A 21,704-nucleotide genomic window follows, 5' to 3' on the forward strand; every position below is an offset into this window, starting at 1 on the left:
CACTTCAATTTCCTTTCGAATACAATCATCCTTGAATACATGAAAATCAACAGATTTCTTCAGGTAGCTGTAGCAATTATCTTATTCCTGAGTCTAGGCTCCCTTTCGGAAGCTCAGATTGTATCTCCCCCAAGTTGGAGTATTAGTTTGGAGCCTAATAAAACCCTTGTGGGCGAGGAATCTACGCTAGTATTTGAAGCTCAGATACCTATAGGCTGGTATGTTTACTCCAATGATTTTGATCCAGACTTAGGACCCAATTTGACCACCCTCGTTTTAGAAGAATCTGCAGATTATACGCTCTCAGGTTCTCTGACGCCTATTAATCCTAAAGAAAAGTTTGATCCTATCTGGAAAGGGGATGTCACGTATTTCATGGGAAAAGGAAGGTTTGAGCAAAAGTTTATTGCGAATTCCGAATCTGGAACCATTAAAGGCTATTTGGAATACCAAATGTGCTCAGATGTCACCGGCCAATGTATCAACTATGAAGAAGATTTTGAAATTTCCTTCAATGCAGTCTCAGGAAGTAGCAGTGTAAATTCCGATGCAGCAGGTGAAGAACAGGCCGAATTAGATAGCCCATTTGATGTGGTAGAATCTGAATCTCCCTCTACAGATGCAGATGAGCAACAAGTCTCCACATTTACCACAGAAACTTCGGATTCAAGTGAGTCCTTAGTAGGTTTTATGGTGTTGGCATTCTTAGCAGGCTTGGCAGCATTGCTTACGCCTTGCGTGTTTCCCATGATCCCCATGACCGTCACCTTCTTTACTGGAAGGTCAAAATCCAAGGCAGCGGGAATCCGACAGGCCTTTATTTATGGACTTTCCATTATCGCAATTTATACCGTAGCCGGAACGGCAGTGGCCGCAATCCAAGGACCGGAATTTGCAAATTGGTTGGCAACCCACTGGGTACCCAACCTCTTCTTTTTCGGGGTTTTCATCTTCTTTGCCTTGGCTTTCTTAGGATTATTTGAAATAAATCTTCCATCCAGTTTTGTTAATAAAGTAGATGCCAAAGCTGAAAAAGGAGGCCTGGCCGGAGTATTCTTCATGGCCTTTACCTTAGTATTGGTTTCCTTTTCCTGTACAGGACCCATCGTCGGATCCATTTTGATTTCCTCCGCTGGAGGAGAACTTATCAAGCCGATTTTGGGAATGTTTGCGTTCTCAATGGCATTTGCAATTCCATTTACCTTATTCGCCATATTTCCAGAGTGGATGAAATCCCTACCAAAATCCGGAGGTTGGCTGAATTCAGTGAAAGTAGTATTGGGATTTTTGGAGTTGGCTTTGGCCTTCAAGTTCCTTTCCATAGCAGACCTGGTTTACCATTGGGGAATTTTGGATCGTGATATATTCTTGATCATCTGGATTGTCATCTTTGGGGCAATGGGACTTTACTTACTAGGAAAAATCCGATTGCCACATGATTCTCCATTGGAAACTATTGGGGTACCAAGACTACTATTAGCTTTGATTACCTTCATGTTTGTGGTGTACATGATCCCTGGCTTATTTGGAGCTCCGCTGAAATTATTAAGCGGTTACCTTCCCCCAATGACTACTCAAAACTTCTCCATAGCTTCAGTGCCAGGATTAGAGTCAGAAAGACCCGTTTCTGACGAAACAATCCTCTATTCTGATATTTTGGAAATCCCTTACGGTATCCATGGCTACTTTGATTATGATCAAGCCATGGCAGCGGCCAAAAAAGCAGGGAAGCCCTTATTGATTGACTTTACTGGGCATGGCTGTGTCAACTGTCGTAAGATGGAAGAAAATGTTTGGGTAGATCCTGCTGTACTAACCCGACTTCAACAAGATTTTGTCATGGCCGCTTTGTACATTGATGAGAGACTGGAACTTCCAGAAAGTGAATGGTATACCTCTAAATACGATGGAAAGGTCAAAAAGACTTTAGGTAAGCAAAATGCGGATTTTCAGATCACTGAGTTTAATAATAATGCGCAACCTTATTATGTGATCTTGGACCACAATGGAGCACTTTTAGCAAAACCTCATTCTTATGATACCGATATCTCCAACTTTGTGGAATTTCTGGATGGGGCAAAGAAAGAATTTGAAAAGAGAAAGTAATTAAAATGAAAAAGCTTCTGGAAACTTTTAATTCCAGAAGCTTTTTTGAAATCTCTTTTTGAGTATTTAATAAATCTCCTCCAATACCTGAGCTAATCGTACACTCGCTGCTATTAATCGCTCCTCCACAATATCTCTGGTTTCATATCCATATTCGTAGGAGATCTTTTTATTTTCTGGAAGATTATAAACCATCGGTCTTAAGCTTACCGCTTCTTTCAACCAATCATCAATGGTAGCTTTTCTATATTGATTTTCCATCTCAGCTGTAATCCTCCTGCTCAATTCATCTCCAATTTCTGTGTAAGACATCGCCCAACGGTCAATCATTCCGGAATCCCATACCGAATGCAAATTACTTGGTTGGTAAAAATACTCCAATTTGACATCGTTGCCTCCCCGATCTTCACCAGTACCAACATGTAAAGGTTGATGAATATCTTCAACAATATGAATCAGCATTTTCAGCTTTTCCGCTTCTTCCTGAGGACTCAAGTTACCAGCGATCAATTCACTTTTCAATCTAAGAATTGCTTCATAGGCATCACCACCCTCTTCCTGAAGTTCAGGATCATACTCTCCAGACTTGCTGGTCAGGTAATGCCAAGAATATGCATAGTTGTAGGATCTGTCAGATTTGATTTCATCCATCCAAGTACCGCTTCTACCCAAGCTCATGGGGCCGAGGACCTGCTCTACTTTCTTTCGAGTAGAGTTTTTCAACTGCATATTGGCCATATAGCCGATCAAATAGTGACCAAGTTGTCCCCAGGCGAAAACCTGTGACCCCATCAATGACATGATCAATGTCAATACAATAGATTTGATGAATTTCATAACAATAAAATTAGTCCTAAATCTAAGGGGAAAATAAAAAGAAGAGGTAAACTGAATATTAAGAATTTTGCAATTCTGACACTGCCAACCAAGCCATTAAGCCTGCTCCTATTTCCAAGGCATCTTCTTCAATGTCAAAAGTTGGGGTGTGTACTCCAGAAGTGATTCCTTTTGCCTCATTTCTGGTACCCAATCTATAAAAACAACCGTTGATCTCTTGGGAATAATAGGCAAAGTCCTCTGCAGCCATCCAAATATCCAAATCCAATACATTTTCCTTTCCTAGGTATTCAATGGCAGCTTGCTGGGATCTGTCTGTTAATTCTGGATCATTTTGTAAGAATGGATATCCTTTTCGGATTTCGAAATCCAGTTCTCCTCCCATTCCTTCTACAATCCCATGAGCGATCTGAAGCATTTTTTCATGTGCTTTCGCCCGCCATTCTTCATTCAGGGTTCTGAACGTTCCCTGAATCTTCACTTCATTTGGAATCACATTGGTGGCTCCTAAGGCTTCAAATCGTCCAAAAGATAGAACCGATGGGATTTTAGGACTTGCAGCTCTACTTACCACTTGTTGTAATGCCACAATCATATGGGAAGCAATCAATACAGGATCAATCAACGTTTCAGGCATGGCTCCATGCCCACCTTTACCTTTGACAGTAACATAGATTTCATCGGCGCTAGCCATGTAAATACCTTTTCTGAAGCCTACTTTACCAGAATCAATAAAAGGCATCACATGCTGACCAATAATTCCGGCAGGTCTAGGGTCCTCTAGTACTTTATCTTTGATCATTAAAGAAGCTCCACCAGGTACTACCTCTTCTCCTGGTTGAAAAATCAATTTGATGGTACCTTCAAAATCGTCTTTTACTTCATTGAGGATTTTAGCCGCTCCCAATAAAGAAGCAGTATGGGCATCATGGCCACAGGCATGCATCACTCCTACATTTTTAGATTTATAAGGCACATCGTTAGCTTCTATGATTGGCAAGGCATCCATATCAGCTCGAAGAGCCACTACTTTTTTGCTTGGATTTTTACCTTCGATCAAAGCTGACCAGCCTGTAGTAGCTTTTTTATCAATCTTAGTAATTCCCAAATCCTTGAGCTTTTCTTCTACAAAAGCAGAGGTCTTAAACTCGACATAGGATAGTTCTGGATTGGCATGCAGATGTCTGCGGTTCGCAATAACTTCTTCTTTATAGGCCTTGGCCAGTGACTTAATTTTGTCCTTCAGCATTCGAATTTAAGATTTCAGGGGCTTCATATTCTTTTCTCTGAAATCTATCCTGAATAATTCTTGCAGTAGGAAACTGAGATTTGATCAGTGAAAAGCTCTTATGAGCCTCTATTTTATAATTAAACTTACCCACCTTTACCATATAGCGTGGCTCTTGGTATTGCATTTCAGCTTTTATATCAGGAAAATATTCCTTCAATTCATCTTGAGTCTCAAATGCCTTTGTTCGGTCAATGCCAGAATAAACCAATACCGAATACCCGTTGAAATAAGGCTCCGTTACATTTTTATCATAGATTTCTTGAATCTTCTGTTCTAGCTCTGCATCTACCGTTTTCACGGAAGTATTGACATTGTCATTGGATTTAGCTGCCAATTCAGCTTCATAATTAGGATACACAGGCAATGAACTCGTCAGATTTTCTTGATAAGAAGCATAAGCAGATGCTCCTCCAGAAGCTGACTTACTGGAATTACAACCTACTACAATGACTACTAATCCGAGAATCCAAACTGCTTTCATAATCTGTTACTTTAATCGATAATAATACACTTACCTTCCTGAATATCCTGCTCCACACTTTTATATTTCACATCTGATTTGGTAGTTCCATTGGTATATTGAACATTCACCCGATCATTTCTTCCATAAGCTTTGTCTGACTTTCTTGGAGCAACCACTTGAGGAGCTGGTCTTCCAGCACTTGCTGCAGCAGCAGCCGCTCTATTGGCACCAGGATTCAAAGTACTGGAAACTTCTGCTTTGCTCGCTTGTCCCTGTGGCTCTGCCGCTCTCGGAGGCTGCGCCACATTCACTTGACTTGGGTCTTGCTTCGGTAAATCCGCCCTAGAAATGAATGAAATGACATCTTCGTTCAATTTACCGATGAAGCGCTTGAACATTTCAAACGCTTCAAACTTATAAATCAATAACGGGTCTTTTTGCTCATACACTGCATTCTGAACAGACTGCTTCAAGTCATCCATATCGCGCAGATGCTCTTTCCAGTTTTGATCAATGATCGCCAAGGTCACGTTCTTTTCAATGGATCGGATCAATTCACGACCTTCACTATTGATCATTCCCTCTAGATTTACGACTACTCCAATCTGCTTGATGCCATCAGAAATCGGAACCATGATATCTTTTACAGTAGCTCCTCTTTCTTCCTGAACTTTCTTGAAGATTGGGAGCGCAGTGCTCATGATTAACTCATTCTTTTTCTGGTAATTATCAAAGGCTGCTTCATACAACTCCTGAGTCAAAGTAGTAGAATCCTTAGATTTCAAATCACTTTCAGAAATCTGATAATCCAAGCCCAATGACGTAAAGACATTCAATCTCAAATCTTCTGGATCACCGGTAGATTTTCCCATTTCGATGTTGCTTTCGCATACATCATACATGATATTCAATATATCTAACTCCAGACGATCTCCTTTTAGTGCATTTCTTCTTCTTTTATACACTACTTCACGCTGTGAGTTCATCACATCATCATACTCTAGCAACCTCTTTCTGGTGCCAAAGTTATTTTCTTCTACTTTCGTTTGAGCACGCTCAATGGATTTAGTAATCATACTATGTTGAATTACCTCTCCTTCTTCAAGCCCCATTCGGTCCATTAACTTGGCAATTCGATCCGAACCAAATAGACGCATTAGGCTATCTTCAAGCGAAACGAAGAATTGAGAAGAACCCACATCACCTTGACGTCCAGCACGACCTCTCAACTGTCTATCCACCCTTCTGGATTCGTGTCTTTCGGTACCTATAATGGCTAAACCTCCTGCTTTTTTGGATTCATCCGAAAGCTTAATATCGGTACCACGACCTGCCATGTTGGTAGCGATGGTTACGGTACCTGCTTGACCAGCAGCAGCAACTACATCTGCTTCCTTCGCGTGTTGCTTCGCATTCAATACCTGATGAGGAATTTTCTTCAAAGTCAGCATTCTACTTAACACCTCTGAAATTTCCACTGAAGTGGTACCCACCAAGACAGGTCTTCCGGCTGCTACCAATTCATTGATTTCATCAACCACCGCATTGAATTTCTCACGGACGGTTTTATAAACTTTATCTTCTCTATCTGAACGTTGGATAACTCGGTTGGTAGGAATTACTACCACGTCCAATTTATAGATTTCCCAAAATTCCCCAGCTTCAGTTTCTGCTGTACCAGTCATACCAGCCAACTTGTGGTACATTCTGAAATAGTTCTGTAAGGTAATCGTCGCGTAAGTCTGAGTGGCATCCTCCACTTTCACGTTTTCCTTCGCTTCAATCGCCTGGTGTAATCCATCCGAGTATCTTCTACCCTCCATGACACGACCTGTTTGCTCATCCACGATCTTCACTTTTCCATCCACAATGATGTACTCTGTGTCTCGTTCAAACATACAATAAGCCTTTAGCAATTGATTTACGGTATGGATACGTTGTGCTTTTACACCATAGTCTTTGATGACTTCTTCTTTTCGAACCAACTTCTCTTTATCATTCAAAGAATCATCCTTTTCCAAGTCTGCGATTACTACACCGATATCCGGCAAAATGAAAAACTCAGCATTTTCATTTTTGCTAGTCATCGTATCTATCCCACGATCAGTCAAATCAACCACATTGGTTTTTTCATCAATCGTAAACAAAAGTGGCTCATCAGCCTCAGGCATGTTTCGCTTATTGTCCTGTAGATAGAAGTTTTCTGTTTTTTGAAGAATTACCCGAATACCTGGCTCAGAAAGGTACTTGATCAATGGCTTGTATTTAGGCATCCCTCTAAAAGCTCTAAATAATGCCAATCCCCCTTCTTTTTCATTTCCTTCTGCCAATAATTTCTTAGCAGAGGTAAGGTATCCTTGAACTAATTTTCTTTGTTCGTCAACCAAAGTGGCCACACGAGGCTTCATGTCATCAAACTCATGTACATCGCCTTTTGGCACAGGGCCAGAAATAATCAATGGAGTACGAGCATCATCAATCAATACGGAATCGACCTCATCGACCATGGCAAAATGATGCTTGCCTTGAACCAAGTCTCCGCCATCACGAGCCATGTTGTCACGCAAATAGTCAAATCCAAATTCGTTATTGGTACCATACACGATATCACATGCATAGGCTTTCTTTCTTCCAGCTGAATTCGGTTGGTATTTATCAATACAGTCTACAGACAGCCCATGGAATTCAAAAAGTGGTGCATTCCATTCGGAGTCACGTTTCGCCAGGTAATCATTGACTGTGACAATGTGAACTCCTCTTCCTGCCAAGGCATTGAGGTACGCAGGAAGTGTGGAAACCAAGGTTTTACCCTCACCAGTAGCCATCTCTGCAATTTTACCACTATGTAAAACCATCCCTCCTATTAGCTGAACATCGTAGTGGACCATATCCCAAACTACTTCGTTACCTGCTGCTAACCAGGTGTTGTGCCAGATGGCAAGATCTCCATCGATTTCAACATTTTGCTTGCGAGCTGCCAATTCACGGTCATGTAAATTGGCTGTAACTTTCAGCTGCTTGTTTTCTTTGAATCTTCTCGCAGTCTCTTTCACTACAGCAAAAGCCGTAGGCATAACCTCCAAAAGTACCTCTTCCAAGGATTCATCCCGCTGCTTCTCCAGTTGATCAATTTCGTTGAAAAGTTGGTCCTTTTCATGAATTGCATTCGCAGGAAGTTCATTGATCTTTATTCTTAGCTCTCCAATGCTATCATCGATAGTTTTGAGTTTAGCATCAATGATACCTTTGATTTCAGCAGTCTTTGCCCGCAACTCATCATCACTGAGAGAAGCTAAGCTTTTAAAGATCTTATTGATCTCTTCTACTTTTGGGGATAATTCTTTAATATCTCTATCGGACTTAGTACCGAATACTTTCGCGAGTCCTTTGGCAATTAATTCTAACATGTCGAGTGAATGTGATTCTCAAATCGGGCTCTAAAATTAAGCCCTTTTTATTACAATTGATAATGATATTCAGTTAGTCCTGAATGATCCTTTTTCTTCTAAAGTTTAATAGTTCCGCTAAACACTTGCTCTGCTGGACCGATTAACCAAATATCGGTAAAACCTCCTGATGGCTTAGAAGTAAATTTAACGGATAACTTCCCTCCAAGGGTATTAATTTTTATTTCAGCGGCAGGAAGATCCTTTCCATAGACCAATGCTGCGGCGGTCACCCCTGTCCCACAGGAAAGGGTTTCATTTTCTACGCCTCTTTCATAGGTTCTAACAAATAGCTCATCATCAGAAATCGCTTCTACAAAGTTGACATTGGCACCTCCGGGAGCATAAGAGGAACTGTATCTCACCTCTTTACCTTCGGCATAAACTGGATAGTCAGATACTGCACCTACTAAACGAATATGATGAGGCGATCCGGTATTGACGAAATAATCCTGCTCTTTGGACTCTATACCGCTCACATCTCCCATCAGTAACTGGACTAAACCATCTTTGATCACTGCATCATGAGCACCATCAATGGCAAGAAAATGAGTCTTGAATGTAACAATTCCCAAAAATGCAGAAAAAGCAACAGCACATCGTGCTCCATTTCCACACATACTCTGCGACCCATCGGCATTGAAATAAATCATTTCAAAATCATAATCTGGATGATTCCGAATCAAAATCAATCCATCGGCCCCTATTCCAAACTTACGGTTGCATAACTTTGAAACAAGCTCCAAATTAGAAACATCAAATGCTTCAGAACGATCATCGATCATTACAAAATCATTTCCTGTTCCTTGATATTTATAAAAGGTAATTTCCATGGAATTATAATTCTAGCAACTTGGTTCAAAAATTCAACCAACTGCCATATAGATTGCAAACTTAATCAACTTGTCACAAAATCAGACTTATTGTCTGATTCTCAATTTAAAAAACGGCAGAAATTGCGCTAGTATACAGCCCATTTCGAATAATCAAGGGGCTTTTCAAAGCAGATCCTCAATTTGCAGGAATAAAAGCTTCCTCTAAAGACCGGTTATTCCAGTCTTTTTCATTTATTTCGAACAATCATTAAAATAAAACATGCAAGATCCAAAGTCACTTACCTCGGTCGCTTTATTTCACGAGACATTCAAACATCCAGTTTTAGCTGAACCTACCATTCCTTCCGATACGCGCTGTAATCTACGTGTTTCCTTATTGGCAGAAGAGCTAAGAGAATTGGAAGAAGCGATTGAAAACAAAGACCTGGTTGAAATTGCCGATGCTCTTTGTGATTTACAATACGTATTATCTGGTGCCATCTTAGAGTTTGGATTAGGAGAAAAATTCAAAACCCTATTTGATGAGGTTCAACGCTCCAACATGAGTAAAGCCTGTAAATCAGAAGAAGAAGCGAAAGCGACCGTAGCACATTATGAAGCAAAGGGAACTCCTTGCTTTTATGAAAAAGAAGGGGAGCTTTATTTAGTTTTCAGAGAAGGGGATCACAAAACCCTAAAATCAGTCAATTATTCTCCTGCTGACTTAGCAGGTATCCTCAATAAATAAATTAAGAAGTCTTCAGACTTTTCCCCTGATGATTTTTCAATTCAACGATCTTGGCCGGCAAATTATAGCCGGCCTTTTCTAATGCCGTCAATACCTGAATGATGGCGTTACTTTTGACTACTGCATCAGAAATTGAACGTTCAAAAGTATCTACCCAAAATGTCACTTGGATATTTAAGGTACTTTCTGCTAATTCCACAACCCAAACTTTCGGGGATTTAGCCCCTTGCAGCACCCCTGGAACAGTCACAATAGAAGATTGGATCAATTCAACTGCACCTTGGTAATCGGAACCATAATCCAGACCAATAATAAAATCATATCGAAGGAATCCATCAATGGTAAAATTGGTCAGTGGGTTTTTTAGAATGACTCCATTAGGAATGAATACATCTTTTCCGTCTGCCGTTTTAATTTGGGTATCTCTCAGGTTGAGGGTAAGTACCTGACCTCTCATCCCAATGATATCTACCAAATCACCTACCCGAAAAGGTCTTTTGAATGCGAGAATGATCCCTGCTAAAAAGTTTTCCCCAATATCTTTCAAGGCAAAACCAATGATGAAAGCGGAAATTCCGGCCCCGGCCAATAATCCAGAAACCACTCCTGATAAACCAATAATTCTAAGGACAACCAACAAGCCAGCTAGGATGACCAAAGCACTGGCAATCCCAGCAAGAAAATTTGCCAGTAAATCATCCTCCATTCGCTTTATCAAACGAGCCCTCAGAAAGGTCTTCGATTTTCTAGCGAAAAAGACAAATAATAAAAAAACACCTAAAGCGACACCCGCAACGAGCAATCCGTTTTTGAGGGTAGCCCAATCCATAGAGAAAAATTCCAATTCCTTCATTTTAGTAAAATACAAAAAGTCAATCAGATTAGAATTTTCTGCCCTATCAATGTAGGAATATGAGGAACTTGCTTGAATTAAAAAGGATTGCCAAGGTCTTTCATTGCAACATATACAGTCTTCAATTGGGAATAATGCTCGATGGCCGCCAATCCATTTTCTCTTCCTATCCCGGATTGTTTATAGCCCCCAAAAGGGATTTCAACTGGATTGATATTGTAGGTATTGATCCAACACATACCTGCTTGAAGACCGGCTACCATACGATGGGCTCTTCGCAAATCATTGGTATAGACACCAGCAGCTAAACCAAACTCGGTATCATTGGCACGTTGTAAAACCTCTGACTCCTCTTTGAATGTCAGGATAGTCATGACCGGACCAAAAATTTCTTCTTGAACGATCTGGCAATGGTCCACTTTGCTTCCAAAAATAGTGGGCTCAATGAAATAACCTCCTTCACAACCAGAGACCTTGATTTGCTTCCCGCCATAGATTAATTCGGCTCCTTGCTCTTTCCCCAATTCAATGTAGCCCATCACTTTTTCAAAATGGCTTTTATTGATTAGTGCACCTATTTGGGTCTCAGGATTTGAAGGATTACCCACTCTGAGCTGCTTCGCCTTTTCGACAAGTGTTGCAATAAATTTTTCGCGGATAGTTTCATGCACAAAAACGCGAGTTCCATTGCTACAAATTTCTCCTTGAGTGTAAAAGTTGCCAAGCATGGCCCCATTGACCGCTTCATCAATATCGGCATCTTCAAAAATAATAATGGGTGATTTTCCCCCTAATTCCAAAGTAACATGCTTCAGGGTAGCAGCAGAAGCAGCCATGACCTTCTTTCCCGTTCCTACTTCCCCAGTTATAGAAACCTTAGCGATGTCTGGGTGAGCAGTCATTAATTGTCCTACTTCTCCATCGCCTTGGATCACGTTGAAAACTCCATCAGGCATCCCAGCTTCCTTAAATACATCACCCAAAAGAAAGGCTGTCAAAGGAGTCAATTCAGCAGGTTTAAAAATCATCACATTCCCACAAGCTAAAGCAGGGGCTGCTTTCCAGCAAGCGATTTGAATTGGATAGTTCCATGCTCCTATTCCTCCGCAAATACCCAAAGGTTCCCTCTTGGTATAGGCAAAATCTCCTCCCAATTCAAAATGCTCTCCATGTAAGGAGGGGGCTAATCCTGCATAATATTCCAAACAATCTGCTCCGGAAATTACATCTACTGCTATAGCTTCTTTGAAGGGTTTACCGGAATCCTGAGATTCCAATAAGGCCAATTCCTCATTTTTCTCACGTAATAATGCTGAAGCTTTATGTAAAATTCTTCCTCGTTCGGTGGGAGACATGGCAGACCATACTTTGAAGCCTCTTTTTGCGGACTCAATCGCCTTTTCAAAATCTTCCGGAGAAGCACTGGTGACTTGATGAGTCTTTTCACCGGTAGCAGGATTGAAGTTATCAAAAATCTTACCTTGTCCGCCGACTGGCTTATTATCTATAAATAAAGGGATGATTTGCATTTTTGTAGATTTAATGGCCTTGTGGGATCATTTTTCGTGAAATAAAGGCAAAAGTTGAATGGTCATTCAAATTTATAGGTCTTATGATCCTGTCCCAAGAAAGTAGCGGTGGAATTTGAAAAAATTAATGAAGCATACCCTAAAATACAAAAAGCCCCACATCACTGTGAGGCTTTTGGATTTACCTCCTACAGGGAGGCCAGGAGCGGGACTGGTAAAATCGAACCTACCTGCAGTAGGCAGGCCCGCACTATTTTAGCAATGCCTTTAAAAACCGCTTACCATGGCTTGTTTTCAATTCCTTTTCCCGTCTTCTTGCGGAAGACCTATCTGGAAATTCTTCACTATAAATCAATTTGAAGGGCCGATAGGGTTTTGTAGTTCGCTCGTATCCCGAATTGTGACGTGTTATCCGGTTTTCAAGATCGGAGGTGAGACCTACATAAATGTATTCTCTGGTCTGACTCGATATAGCATAAACTTGAAACATACCCTAAAATACAAAAAGCCTCACATTGCTGTGAGGCTTTTGTACCAGGAGCGGGAATCGAACCCGCACGGCCGTGAAGCCACAAGATTTTAAGTCTTGCGTGTCTACCTATTCCACCATCCCGGCTTCACTCCAACAATTCGGAGCTACTTAAACTCTAAACAAGAAAGCCCTTGAATCAAGGGCTTCTTAGAGCGAGAGACGAGATTCGAACTCGCGACCCCGACCTTGGCAAGGTCGTGCTCTACCAGCTGAGCTACTCTCGCTTTTTCAAAACTCAAACGATCTTTGAGCGATTTGTGGATGCAAAGGTAAGATCGTAAAATAAATTTACAAGTATTGAACGCGTATTTTTTTTCTTTTTCTTACGAAAAATTCTGATAAACTTGATTTACAGCACCATATCAAAGTCATACGATGCGATAATTTTTATCATTTCTCCCAAGTTTTTTGCCCCCAACTTCCTTAAAATATTTTTTCGATGGGTAGAAACCGTGTTAAAAGAGATATTCAATTTTTCACTGATTTCTTTGGATCCTAGCCCATCCAATATCAATCTAACAATCTCTTTTTCCTTTTTAGTCAAGGAAATTTCACGATCTGAAGGAGAGTTTTTGCTGACAAAAATCCTAGTTCCATCATCTTTCACATAGGAATAATTCCAGTCATAATTTTTGGTCTTAGGAGGAGTATGCAGTTTCACAATGATATGTAAATCCATCGCAAAATTACCGGCCGAGTCGATCAAATAAGGTTTTACCCTTCCCATCATCCAAAACACTTCCTGGGTAGTTCTATGAACCCATCTGGTGGTATAAGAAAACTCAAATCGATGTCTCTCCGCAATGGATAGCTGATGAAAAGCATCAAGCACAATCTTCTGGAAACGAAAAAGTTCTTCTCTATCGTCTGGATGAATCATGGTAAATGAGGTTTCCATCCCTTTCGATTTAAACATAGAGGCAGGATAGCCTGTCAACTCCTCTATGTTTCCAGTAAAGAACCCTAAACTTAAATTTCGGTAATCAAAACATGCAATTACCAATCCTTCTCTCATCCCAATATTTTGACTGAGAACTTCAAGATCAGCAAGCATCTGTTCCTCGTTAGGGGAATCTTTAAACTCCTGCTCTTTCCATGAATGAAAAAATTTTGAATACTTATCCTGCTTTTTCAGGTCCTTCAAAAGCACCTTATCCATAAACTCTGCTTCCTTGGTTAAACTCTATTCTAATATACATATTTACCAATCAACTACCCTTCTAATTTTTTCTTAATCTCATGTAATTTCAATAAAGCCTCAATAGGAGAAATCGCATTGATATCTATTTGCTCTATTAACTCTTTGGCCTCTTGAATCTTAGGATCAAGCTCAAATAAACTTAATTGATAATTATTTTTAGGAATAGATTTAATGCTTTCGTTTTTCTCATTGACTGCTTTGTCTTTTTCCAAGTGCCCCATAATTTCAGAGGCCCTTAAAACAACCGGATTAGGCATGCCCGCCATTTGTGCTACATGAATACCAAAGCTATGTTCGCTACCACCTTCCTTCAATTTTCTCATGAAAATGACTTTGTTTCCCACTTCTTTGACCGAAACATTAAAGTTTTTTATCCTCGGAAAATCTTCTGTCAACTGGTTTAATTCGTGGTAATGAGTTGCAAAAAGTGTCTTAGCTTTAAAATTCGGATGATTATGTAGGTATTCCACGATGGACCAAGCTATGGAAATCCCATCATAAGTAGAAGTTCCTCTTCCTATTTCATCCATCAAAACTAAACTTCGGTTAGATAAATTATTCAAAATGCTAGCCGTTTCGGTCATCTCCACCATAAACGTAGACTCTCCTTTTGATAAATTATCGGATGCTCCAACTCTTGTAAAAACCTTGTCAATAATTCCTACTCGAGCAAATGAAGCCGGAACAAAACTTCCCATTTGTGCCATCAAAACAATCAAAGCTGTTTGTCTTAATAATGCCGATTTACCTGCCATGTTAGGACCAGTAATGATCATGATTTGCTGGCTGTCATGATCCAAATAAATATCGTTTGGAACATAATTTTCTCCTAATGGTAGTTGTTTCTCTATCACAGGGTGACGACCATCTTTAAATTCCAATGTTTCGGTATCTGAAACTTTTGGCCTAGTATAAGAATTAGACAATGCTACTTGAGCAAAAGATAATAACACATCCAGGGTACCTACTACCCGTGCATTTTGCTGAATTTGAGTAACATATTTAGCAGTTTCCTGAACCAACTCTAAAAAATACTTTTGTTCCAATCCTACTAATCTCTCCTCTGCATGAAGGATTTTTTCCTCATAATCTTTTAATTCTGGAGTAATATACCGCTCCGCATTGACCAAAGTTTGCTTTCTGATCCATTCTTGAGGAACCTTATCTTTGTGGGCGTGCGTAACTTCTAGGTAATAACCAAAGACTTTATTAAAGGCTATTTTTAAAGAGGTTATTCCAGTATTCTGAACTTCACGTTGCTGAAGCTGAACCAAAAAGTCCTTTCCAGTATTGGCTAGGTTTCTATACTCATCAAGCTCTTCATCAACTCCATCTTTGATGATGCCTCCTTGATGTGTCAGCATAGGAGCATCTTCTTTGAGCTCTTTGTCAATTTTTTCCAACAAAAACTCACAAAGATTGAGTTGATCCGAAAGCCTTTTTAAGGTTGGATTTTCCTTACTTTTTAAAAGCTCCTTGATAGGAATAAGTGCTTTTAGGGCTCTTTTGATCTGATTGATCTCTCTAGGGTTTGCTCTTCCTACCACTACTTTGGATATCAAGCGCTCCAAATCCCCTATATGTTTGAGCTCTCCTACGATAATTTCTATCAATGATGAATTTTGATAGAAGAAATCTACAACATCCAGCCTTTCTTCGATGGCTCCTTTGTCTTTAAGAGGCAACACCATCCACTTTTTCATCATTCTGGAACCCATGGGTGTAACGGTTTGATCCAATATCTGAATCAATGGCACTCCTCCTTCATGCTGAGGATAAACCAACTCCAAATTGCGGATGGTAAATTTATCCAACCATACATATTTCTCCTCTGCAATTCTGGAAATAGCCGAGATATGCTGAATTTCTTTATGCTCTGTCTCTTCCAGGTAATATAAAATTGCCCCTGCTGCGATTATCCCTAATTCTTGATCTTCAATTCCAAAACCTTTTAGGTTAGCGGTTCCAAAATGGCCCTTAAGTTTTTCATAGGTAAAGTCAAATTGGAAAACCCAATCTTCACAATGAAACGTAATGAAATCATCCTTTAGCAGTTCCTGAGCCACTTTTCTAGTAGCTTTGGAGTAAATAATTTCGGAAGGAGCAAAACTCTGGATCAACTTTTCCAGATAAGATGCTGAACCCTCGGCGCACATGAATTCACCTGTGGACAAGTCTAGAAATGATATACCATGTGTATCCTTTCCAAAGTGGATGGACGCTAAATAATTATTTCGTTTCGTGTCCAGTACCTGATCATTGAAGGAAAGGCCTGGTGTTACTAATTCAGTCACGCCCCTCTTCACAATTCCTTTGACTGATTTGGGATCCTCCAATTGGTCACAAATAGCAACCCTGTTTCCAGCTCTTACCAATTTAGGTAGGTAAGTATCAAGGGAGTGGTGGGGAAAACCTGCCAATTCAATATGAGAGGCAGAGCCATTTGCTCTTTTCGTCAATACAATGTCCAGAACCTTGCTTGCTTTGACGGCATCTTCACCAAAAGTTTCATAAAAATCCCCTACCCGAAACAACAATAAGGCGCCTGGATGTTTGGCTTTAATGGCATTATACTGCTTCATTAAAGGGGTTTCTTTGCCATCTTTGGATTTACTCATGGGAGGGTATGCTTACTTTATACTATTTTTGCTCAGGTTATTCCTTTAGAATAAAACCTGAAAATAAGGCAATCCTCAAGCAGAACAAAAGGCGATGAAAAAATTAAGTATGGAAGAGCTCAACAGGCTCTCAATTGAAGATTACAAAAAAGCAGGAAAAAGCCCGATTGTGCTTGTTTTGGATAATGTGAGAAGCCTTAATAATGTGGGTTCAGCGTTTCGAACAGGAGATGCATTTCGAGTAGAAAAAATTTTTCTCTGTGGTATCACAGGAACTCCTCCTCATCGAGATATTCAAAAAACAGCCTTAGGTGCTACAGAATCCGTGGAATGGAGCTATTCTGAAAGCACAGTTGAAGCAATTACCTACTTAAAAGCACAGGGATATAAAATTTGCGCCTTGGAACAGGTCGATAATTCTATTTTTTTAAATGAGTACCAACCTGAAATAACAGATAAAATTGCGCTGATTTTTGGAAATGAAGTGTTTGGGGTAGAAGATGATGTCTTGGAAAAATGCGACCATGTCCTGGAAATCCCTCAATTGGGGACAAAACATTCCTTAAATATCTCTGTCACCTTAGGGATAGCCGTCTGGGATATGATGGTAAAGCTAAAGCAGTTTTAGTTTTTTTAAATCGATATCTGATTACTTTAGAACCTCTTAGGATACTCATTTCGTCAAGTAAACTGGCCATTTCCAATTGGAAGCCAAAATTTATGTTCTCAAAGGGTAAATATTTAAGACTGACAGTATGGCTAAACCTGAAATATAATTCCCTCTGCCACTAGGTCATGCGTAGACTTGAACTGTTTCATTTTGGAAAAAGGAATAATTGAGAACCAGTTCCAAGTCGGTACATTCAAAACTATTATCTCCCTCTAACCGGAATTCCGGAAGCCATTTATCCCCTAATAGCCGGTCTACACCAACAAAAAAGTCTATTGCCTATAGGAAATGAGGTTCTCTACTGGGCTTGGGCAATAAATGCGCTACTATTTAAAAAGACACAGAAAAAAAATAATTTTTTGAAGAAGTGTTTTTTAGTTGTACTAAATCCTTTCGAATGTTACTCCTATAGTTTTAAATCACCCATCTTAACATGGGTTTTGATCATATTTGAACTCGCTTTAGCTACGATTTTTCCCGTTTTTTTTCTGATCACCGCTTCCCAATGGTTTATATTCGCCCCTGATCGTACGAGCTCGGCTGTAAGATCCAAATCTTCTCCAATTTGAGCAGAGGAAAGAAAGTCTACACTTAGATTAATACTGGTCATTAAATATTCTGTACCAGTCACAAAATTTGCCATTCCTATTGCATCATCCAACATCAAAGATGCAACTCCCCCGTGAAGAATTCGGGCAGGGTTACACATATCTGGCCTTACTTTGTACCTCACTTTAATGTGGGATTCTGAAACTTCCAAAAGCGTTCCATCAAGCCAATTTCCTGCAGATGAAGGGGTATGATCTAATTTTTTCCCAATTAGGGCGGTAAAAAACTCTAAAGGCGTCGGCATTTTTACAACTATTTATCCTCTAATAACTTAAAATAATCGTTCAATATTTCTTTTATCGCCGCTTGTTCTTCTTTTTTTTGCCATAAAGGTTGCCAGCCATATTTAGATTTTATTGAAAAATTAGCCTGAGCATCAATCCAGAGTTTTATGGAATTCACATAGGATAAAAAGGTCTGAGCATTCCCATTTTCAAAATTAAAGGAAGTAGAATCAGTTGGAGTAATTGCTTTGATGTTCAATGGCCAATCCAAATTTTTTGGCTCCAGATAAATATAAGCCTCATCTTTTAAGGAGTTTTGGATAATCACCAAGTCTAATCCTGGTTCATTTTCTTCCTGATTTCTGTCCTTATGCCTAAACAAGAGCATTTTGGCATCTTTACGGGCTTCGCGATCATAATGAATCGCCCTCAAGTTTAAAAAAAACAGGCGATTGGAGTCATTCACCTTAAACGTTTGATCTTCTCCGGTATTATTTGCTCTTTTTTCGTCGAAAAAAGAAAGTATCAATACAATGAATACTGAAGCTATCCCAAATATTCTTAGAATTTTCAGTAGCTCAGGCGTAAATATTGGATCATTAGAGGTGCCTTTTCCCATACTTTAATCAACTGTAAACCTATTTAAAGGTTAGATTAATGTACGTAGGATCCTGCGTTAATGTCTATGCTAGTTCCTGTAGCATGGTCAGCCAAGCCAGAGCAAAGAAGAGTAATCATTGGGGCGATATCTTCTGGTTTAGTCAACTCAGTCAATGCAATGTCATTTAAAGCATATTCTTCCCCATATTCGGATAAAATTTCATTGGCCATATCTGTCCGAGTAAATCCAGGTGCCACCAAAAATGCTTTAATCCCTACTTTTCCGTAATACCTAGCTATAGATCTGGTCAAGCTGATTAATGCCCCTTTTGAAGCAGCATAAGCTAAATAATCCGTGGTATCTCCGCGAAATGCTGCTCTGGAGGAAATATTTATTATTCTCCCATTTTCCAATTCTTTGGCCTGATCAATAAATTCTTTGCATAAAATTCCCAAAGCAGTAGTATTGACCTGTAATGTTTGGTCCCAAATCTTTGCCCATTCATCAGTAGGCAAGGTATCCGGAGCTGATTTAGCAATTCCGGCATTATTTACAATCCCGGATAGGGGACCATATTTTTTTACCAAATAAGGTATAAAACCAATCACTTGAGAAGAGTCTCCTAGATCACATTTTTCAATAAACCCAGAGGTCTTTAGTTCTTTCTGTAGTTTGAGGGCTTCTGATTCATTTGCATTAAAGTGTACAATCACCTCAGCACCTGATTCAGAAAGTTGCTTTGCAATGGCTCTTCCAATTCCTCGAGATGCGCCTGTAACCAGGATTCTCTGACCTGTTAATGAAATATTCATAGTTGGAAATTTTAAAATGAACTTTTGAGAATATTGAATTCTTCAATAAATGCTTCTGTTGCTATTTTTTTCCCTGAGTTTACCATATGGATGTAGTCAGAAAAATACTTAGGATCATTAATTTTTCGGGAATGGTTAATCACAAGAAATTTTGAATTATCAACCTTGATATCATCCCTTAAATAGGGAGCAATGTAGATGATTAACTTACTTCCATTCTTTTGTGCCAACTCGCTTATTTTATCAAGAATTGGGTTTGGTAACTCCGTCTCAAAGAACCTTGGTTCCGGCATAATTTCTTGAGCCAAATAATCGGGATATTGGTAATTTCCCAATTCATCAAATAAATACTTATAATCAGGTTTGATTAAAGCTAAACCCGCTGGAGGTAATAATTCCATGTTATAATAGGCATAACCCAATACAGGAAAGTATTGTGAACTGAATAATGGTTTCACCCAACCTTCCTCATATTTTTCAAAATACCTTTGAATATAATCTTCCGAAACAAAGGGCAGGAACCTATGATCATTTTCAGAAATAATGGTCTTTGAAGTTTCAAAATCAGGTAAGTCCAAGGAAACCACAACCCATTCAGAGGAATAACCTTGGGCATAAAAATGCTCAAGCATCAATAAAGTCGAAGGCAGTGCAGTATAATCCATCGAAAAATTTACAGAGTAGCCATCAATCGCTTCACCAATCAATTTTGTATCAATAGCCGCCAAACTTCTACTTGATCCAAAAACAGTCAAATCAAAAGCCTGATTTGGTGAAAAATGATGGACCAAATAGGTTGTTTTGAAAAAATCACTCTTACTTAGAGTTCTTAAACCTATAAATGCCAAAAAATTAGCAATTAAAAGTGTAAGAACTAGGTAAACAATTGATTTAGTTACAAACTTTTTCATCAAGCATCAAAATTGAAAATAGATGAAACTTTCATGGTTTTTAAAACCCCCGAAGTAAAATATAAACAGTACAATCAATACCAAGCTCCAAGAAGGAAGCAACACTTCTTTTTTCTGTTTGCTTTCAAAGTAGCCTTCTATTATCATCATTCCCATGATACATAGCATAACAATTGTTAAAATGATCTTTCGTTTATTCGCTTCAAAAATAAAATTGGAAGATCCTTCATTGCTAAATATCAAACCAATGTAATTAAATGCTTGGGAAACGCTGTCCGCCCTAAAAAAAATCCAACCTAAACAGACGACAGTAAAGGTTAAAAATATTTTTGGCAGATTTTTAAGGATGGAATGCTCATGTAAATCCTGATGGGGTTTCATAAAGAAAAATGGAATGTATAAGATCCCATGAATCAAACCCCAAATGATAAATGTCCAATTGGCCCCATGCCAAAAGCCACTAACCAAAAAAACAATCAAAACATTTCTAAAGGATATCCATGTGGAAACCCTACTCCCTCCAAGAGGAATATAAACATAATCTCTAAACCAACTGGAAAGTGAAATGTGCCATCTTTTCCAAAAGTCATTGATGTTTTGAGCTAAATAGGGAAATCTAAAATTTAGCATCAAATCAAATCCAAAAATACGCGACAATCCAATTGCTATATCTGAATATCCACTAAAATCTCCATATATCTGAAATGCAAATAATACCACACCAAGGATTAATGATAGGCTTGATTGATTGGTATAATCTAGAAATATTTCATCTACCATAAATGCAGCATTATCTGCTATTACAATCTTTTTAAACAAACCCCAAATGATCAACCTTAGACCAGAAACAGCAAATAAATACTCAAAAACCCGAGGTTTTTGAAATTGTCCTAATAAATGGGAAGCTCTTTCAATAGGTCCAGCAACCAATTGAGGAAAAAAGCTAACGAAACCAAAAAATGCCAACCAATCATTGGTAGGCTCTAGTTTTCTCCTATAAACATCTATGGTGTAACTCAAGGTTTGAAAAGTATAGAAACTTATCCCCACTGGTAAAATAATATTCAACCTTCCAGTAGATATCTCTTTCCCAAAAAATGTAAATGCTTCACTTAGTGATTCGGAAAAAAAATTATAGTATTTGAAAAAACCTAGAAGACCTAAGTTTGTCAACAAACTTAATCCAAGCAGCATTTTCCTCTTTGATTCCACAGTAAGAGTACCTAACCGTTTTCCAATCAGAAAATCTATTCCAGAACTAAATATAATTAAACTCAAAAAGCGCCAATCCCACCAACCATAGAAGATGTAACTTGCTACTAATAAGATATATAGTTGAAATCGAAAGTGCTTTCTTAATGCCCAATAAAGTATAAATACTATTGGAAGGAAGATGGCAAACTCAATGGAATTAAACAGCATAGAAATTTAAGATTGC

The 21,704-nt window shown here is 39.1% G+C and carries 18 protein-coding genes and 2 tRNA genes; 3 read left to right on the top strand and 17 right to left on the bottom strand.

The window, feature by feature from the left end:
• Nucleotides 1–39: 39 nt before the first annotated feature.
• Nucleotides 40–2,106 (top strand): protein-disulfide reductase DsbD family protein, encoded by a 2,067-nt coding sequence (locus JYB62_RS14470; protein WP_205646130.1) that lies wholly within the window; start codon nt 40–42, stop codon nt 2,104–2,106.
• 66 nt (nt 2,107–2,172) lie between these two features.
• On the opposite strand, the gene JYB62_RS14475 is transcribed toward JYB62_RS14470, so the two are convergent.
• The 5 genes from JYB62_RS14475 to dapF all read right to left on the bottom strand — a co-directional run bounded on the left by JYB62_RS14475 (nt 2,173) and on the right by dapF (nt 8,976).
• Nucleotides 2,173–2,943, bottom strand: coding sequence for a S1/P1 nuclease (locus JYB62_RS14475; RefSeq protein ID WP_205646131.1), 771 nt, complete (start codon nt 2,941–2,943; stop codon nt 2,173–2,175).
• 58 nt (nt 2,944–3,001) lie between these two features.
• Nucleotides 3,002–4,192, bottom strand: coding sequence for a M20 metallopeptidase family protein (locus tag JYB62_RS14480; RefSeq protein ID WP_205646132.1), 1,191 nt, complete (start codon nt 4,190–4,192; stop codon nt 3,002–3,004).
• Nucleotides 4,173–4,715: a hypothetical protein gene (locus tag JYB62_RS14485; protein ID WP_205646133.1), complete on the bottom strand. Its 543-nt coding sequence runs from the start codon at nt 4,713–4,715 to the stop codon at nt 4,173–4,175. Before JYB62_RS14485 ends, JYB62_RS14480 begins: the two co-directional genes overlap by 20 nt.
• A gap of 11 nt (nt 4,716–4,726) precedes the next feature.
• Complete coding sequence (gene secA, locus JYB62_RS14490) at nt 4,727–8,104, bottom strand: preprotein translocase subunit SecA (RefSeq protein WP_205646134.1); 3,378 nt, start codon at nt 8,102–8,104, stop codon at nt 4,727–4,729.
• A 98-nt stretch (nt 8,105–8,202) separates the two neighbouring features.
• Entirely contained in the window at nt 8,203–8,976 is a 774-nt protein-coding gene (gene dapF, locus JYB62_RS14495; protein ID WP_205646135.1) for a diaminopimelate epimerase, read from the bottom strand.
• A 262-nt stretch (nt 8,977–9,238) separates the two neighbouring features.
• Between dapF and JYB62_RS14500 the strand changes: the two genes are divergently transcribed.
• Nucleotides 9,239–9,706 carry a pyrophosphohydrolase domain-containing protein gene (locus JYB62_RS14500; protein ID WP_205646136.1) on the top strand — a complete coding sequence of 156 codons (468 nt, stop codon included), beginning with the start codon at nt 9,239–9,241 and terminating at the stop codon, nt 9,704–9,706.
• Between the two features lies 1 nt (nt 9,707).
• On the opposite strand, the gene JYB62_RS14505 is transcribed toward JYB62_RS14500, so the two are convergent.
• The 7 genes from JYB62_RS14505 to mutS all read right to left on the bottom strand — a co-directional run bounded on the left by JYB62_RS14505 (nt 9,708) and on the right by mutS (nt 16,439).
• Nucleotides 9,708–10,559 carry a mechanosensitive ion channel family protein gene (locus JYB62_RS14505; RefSeq protein WP_205646137.1) on the bottom strand — a complete coding sequence of 284 codons (852 nt, stop codon included), beginning with the start codon at nt 10,557–10,559 and terminating at the stop codon, nt 9,708–9,710.
• Between the two features lie 77 nt (nt 10,560–10,636).
• On the bottom strand, nt 10,637–12,088 hold the full coding sequence (gene betB / locus JYB62_RS14510) for a betaine-aldehyde dehydrogenase (protein ID WP_205646138.1): 1,452 nt from the start codon (nt 12,086–12,088) through the stop codon (nt 10,637–10,639).
• A 250-nt stretch (nt 12,089–12,338) separates the two neighbouring features.
• Nucleotides 12,339–12,578: a GIY-YIG nuclease family protein gene (locus JYB62_RS14515; protein WP_205646139.1), complete on the bottom strand. Its 240-nt coding sequence runs from the start codon at nt 12,576–12,578 to the stop codon at nt 12,339–12,341.
• Between the two features lie 42 nt (nt 12,579–12,620).
• Nucleotides 12,621–12,704 (bottom strand) — tRNA-Leu (locus JYB62_RS14520).
• Between the two features lie 67 nt (nt 12,705–12,771).
• Nucleotides 12,772–12,844: transfer RNA gene (locus JYB62_RS14525), tRNA-Gly, on the bottom strand.
• A 125-nt stretch (nt 12,845–12,969) separates the two neighbouring features.
• The gene (locus tag JYB62_RS14530) at nt 12,970–13,779 is read right to left on the bottom strand and encodes a LuxR C-terminal-related transcriptional regulator (RefSeq protein ID WP_205646140.1); all 810 of its coding nucleotides are present in this window, start codon (nt 13,777–13,779) and stop codon (nt 12,970–12,972) included.
• A 53-nt stretch (nt 13,780–13,832) separates the two neighbouring features.
• On the bottom strand, nt 13,833–16,439 hold the full coding sequence (gene mutS / locus JYB62_RS14535) for a DNA mismatch repair protein MutS (protein WP_205646141.1): 2,607 nt from the start codon (nt 16,437–16,439) through the stop codon (nt 13,833–13,835).
• 94 nt (nt 16,440–16,533) lie between these two features.
• Here mutS and JYB62_RS14540 point away from each other — a divergent pair, with 94 nt between their 5' ends.
• On the top strand, nt 16,534–17,067 hold the full coding sequence (locus tag JYB62_RS14540; RefSeq protein WP_205646142.1) for an RNA methyltransferase: 534 nt from the start codon (nt 16,534–16,536) through the stop codon (nt 17,065–17,067).
• A gap of 448 nt (nt 17,068–17,515) precedes the next feature.
• Here the strand turns inward: JYB62_RS14540 and JYB62_RS14545 are convergent, their stop codons facing one another.
• From JYB62_RS14545 to JYB62_RS14565, 5 genes are read right to left on the bottom strand one after another with little or no spacing between them, the layout of a single operon-like run.
• Nucleotides 17,516–17,962 (bottom strand): PaaI family thioesterase, encoded by a 447-nt coding sequence (locus JYB62_RS14545; RefSeq protein ID WP_205646143.1) that lies wholly within the window; start codon nt 17,960–17,962, stop codon nt 17,516–17,518.
• Nucleotides 17,963–17,970: 8 nt separating this feature from the next.
• Nucleotides 17,971–18,561: a hypothetical protein gene (locus JYB62_RS14550; RefSeq protein WP_205646144.1), complete on the bottom strand. Its 591-nt coding sequence runs from the start codon at nt 18,559–18,561 to the stop codon at nt 17,971–17,973.
• Between the two features lie 35 nt (nt 18,562–18,596).
• The gene (locus JYB62_RS14555) at nt 18,597–19,355 is read right to left on the bottom strand and encodes an SDR family NAD(P)-dependent oxidoreductase (protein ID WP_205646145.1); all 759 of its coding nucleotides are present in this window, start codon (nt 19,353–19,355) and stop codon (nt 18,597–18,599) included.
• 11 nt (nt 19,356–19,366) lie between these two features.
• Nucleotides 19,367–20,266 carry a hypothetical protein gene (locus JYB62_RS14560; protein ID WP_205646146.1) on the bottom strand — a complete coding sequence of 300 codons (900 nt, stop codon included), beginning with the start codon at nt 20,264–20,266 and terminating at the stop codon, nt 19,367–19,369.
• A 6-nt stretch (nt 20,267–20,272) separates the two neighbouring features.
• The gene (locus JYB62_RS14565) at nt 20,273–21,688 is read right to left on the bottom strand and encodes an MBOAT family O-acyltransferase (protein WP_205646147.1); all 1,416 of its coding nucleotides are present in this window, start codon (nt 21,686–21,688) and stop codon (nt 20,273–20,275) included.
• Nucleotides 21,689–21,704: the final 16 nt, after the last annotated feature.

Origin of the sequence: Algoriphagus lutimaris, from assembly GCF_017051705.1 — a bacterium.
Taxonomy (GTDB): domain Bacteria; phylum Bacteroidota; class Bacteroidia; order Cytophagales; family Cyclobacteriaceae; genus Algoriphagus; species Algoriphagus lutimaris.

Bases quoted from the DNA above. Each gene is read 5' to 3' on its own strand.
- JYB62_RS14505 (WP_205646137.1), bottom strand. From the start codon at position 10,559: ATGAAGGAATTGGAATTTTTCTCTATGGATTGGGCTACCCTCAAAAAC.
- JYB62_RS14555 (WP_205646145.1), bottom strand. From the start codon at position 19,355: ATGAATATTTCATTAACAGGTCAGAGAATCCTGGTTACAGGCGCATCT.
- JYB62_RS14475 (WP_205646131.1), bottom strand. From the start codon at position 2,943: ATGAAATTCATCAAATCTATTGTATTGACATTGATCATGTCATTGATG.
- JYB62_RS14515 (WP_205646139.1), bottom strand. From the start codon at position 12,578: ATGTTTCAAGTTTATGCTATATCGAGTCAGACCAGAGAATACATTTAT.
- JYB62_RS14540 (WP_205646142.1), top strand. From the start codon at position 16,534: ATGAAAAAATTAAGTATGGAAGAGCTCAACAGGCTCTCAATTGAAGAT.
- betB (WP_205646138.1), bottom strand. From the start codon at position 12,088: ATGCAAATCATCCCTTTATTTATAGATAATAAGCCAGTCGGCGGACAA.
- JYB62_RS14560 (WP_205646146.1), bottom strand. From the start codon at position 20,266: ATGAAAAAGTTTGTAACTAAATCAATTGTTTACCTAGTTCTTACACTT.
- secA (WP_205646134.1), bottom strand. From the start codon at position 8,104: ATGTTAGAATTAATTGCCAAAGGACTCGCGAAAGTATTCGGTACTAAG.
- mutS (WP_205646141.1), bottom strand. From the start codon at position 16,439: ATGAGTAAATCCAAAGATGGCAAAGAAACCCCTTTAATGAAGCAGTAT.
- JYB62_RS14565 (WP_205646147.1), bottom strand. From the start codon at position 21,688: ATGCTGTTTAATTCCATTGAGTTTGCCATCTTCCTTCCAATAGTATTT.
- JYB62_RS14500 (WP_205646136.1), top strand. From the start codon at position 9,239: ATGCAAGATCCAAAGTCACTTACCTCGGTCGCTTTATTTCACGAGACA.
- JYB62_RS14485 (WP_205646133.1), bottom strand. From the start codon at position 4,715: ATGAAAGCAGTTTGGATTCTCGGATTAGTAGTCATTGTAGTAGGTTGT.
- JYB62_RS14545 (WP_205646143.1), bottom strand. From the start codon at position 17,962: ATGCCGACGCCTTTAGAGTTTTTTACCGCCCTAATTGGGAAAAAATTA.
- JYB62_RS14470 (WP_205646130.1), top strand. From the start codon at position 40: ATGAAAATCAACAGATTTCTTCAGGTAGCTGTAGCAATTATCTTATTC.
- JYB62_RS14550 (WP_205646144.1), bottom strand. From the start codon at position 18,561: ATGGGAAAAGGCACCTCTAATGATCCAATATTTACGCCTGAGCTACTG.
- JYB62_RS14480 (WP_205646132.1), bottom strand. From the start codon at position 4,192: ATGCTGAAGGACAAAATTAAGTCACTGGCCAAGGCCTATAAAGAAGAA.
- dapF (WP_205646135.1), bottom strand. From the start codon at position 8,976: ATGGAAATTACCTTTTATAAATATCAAGGAACAGGAAATGATTTTGTA.
- JYB62_RS14530 (WP_205646140.1), bottom strand. From the start codon at position 13,779: ATGGATAAGGTGCTTTTGAAGGACCTGAAAAAGCAGGATAAGTATTCA.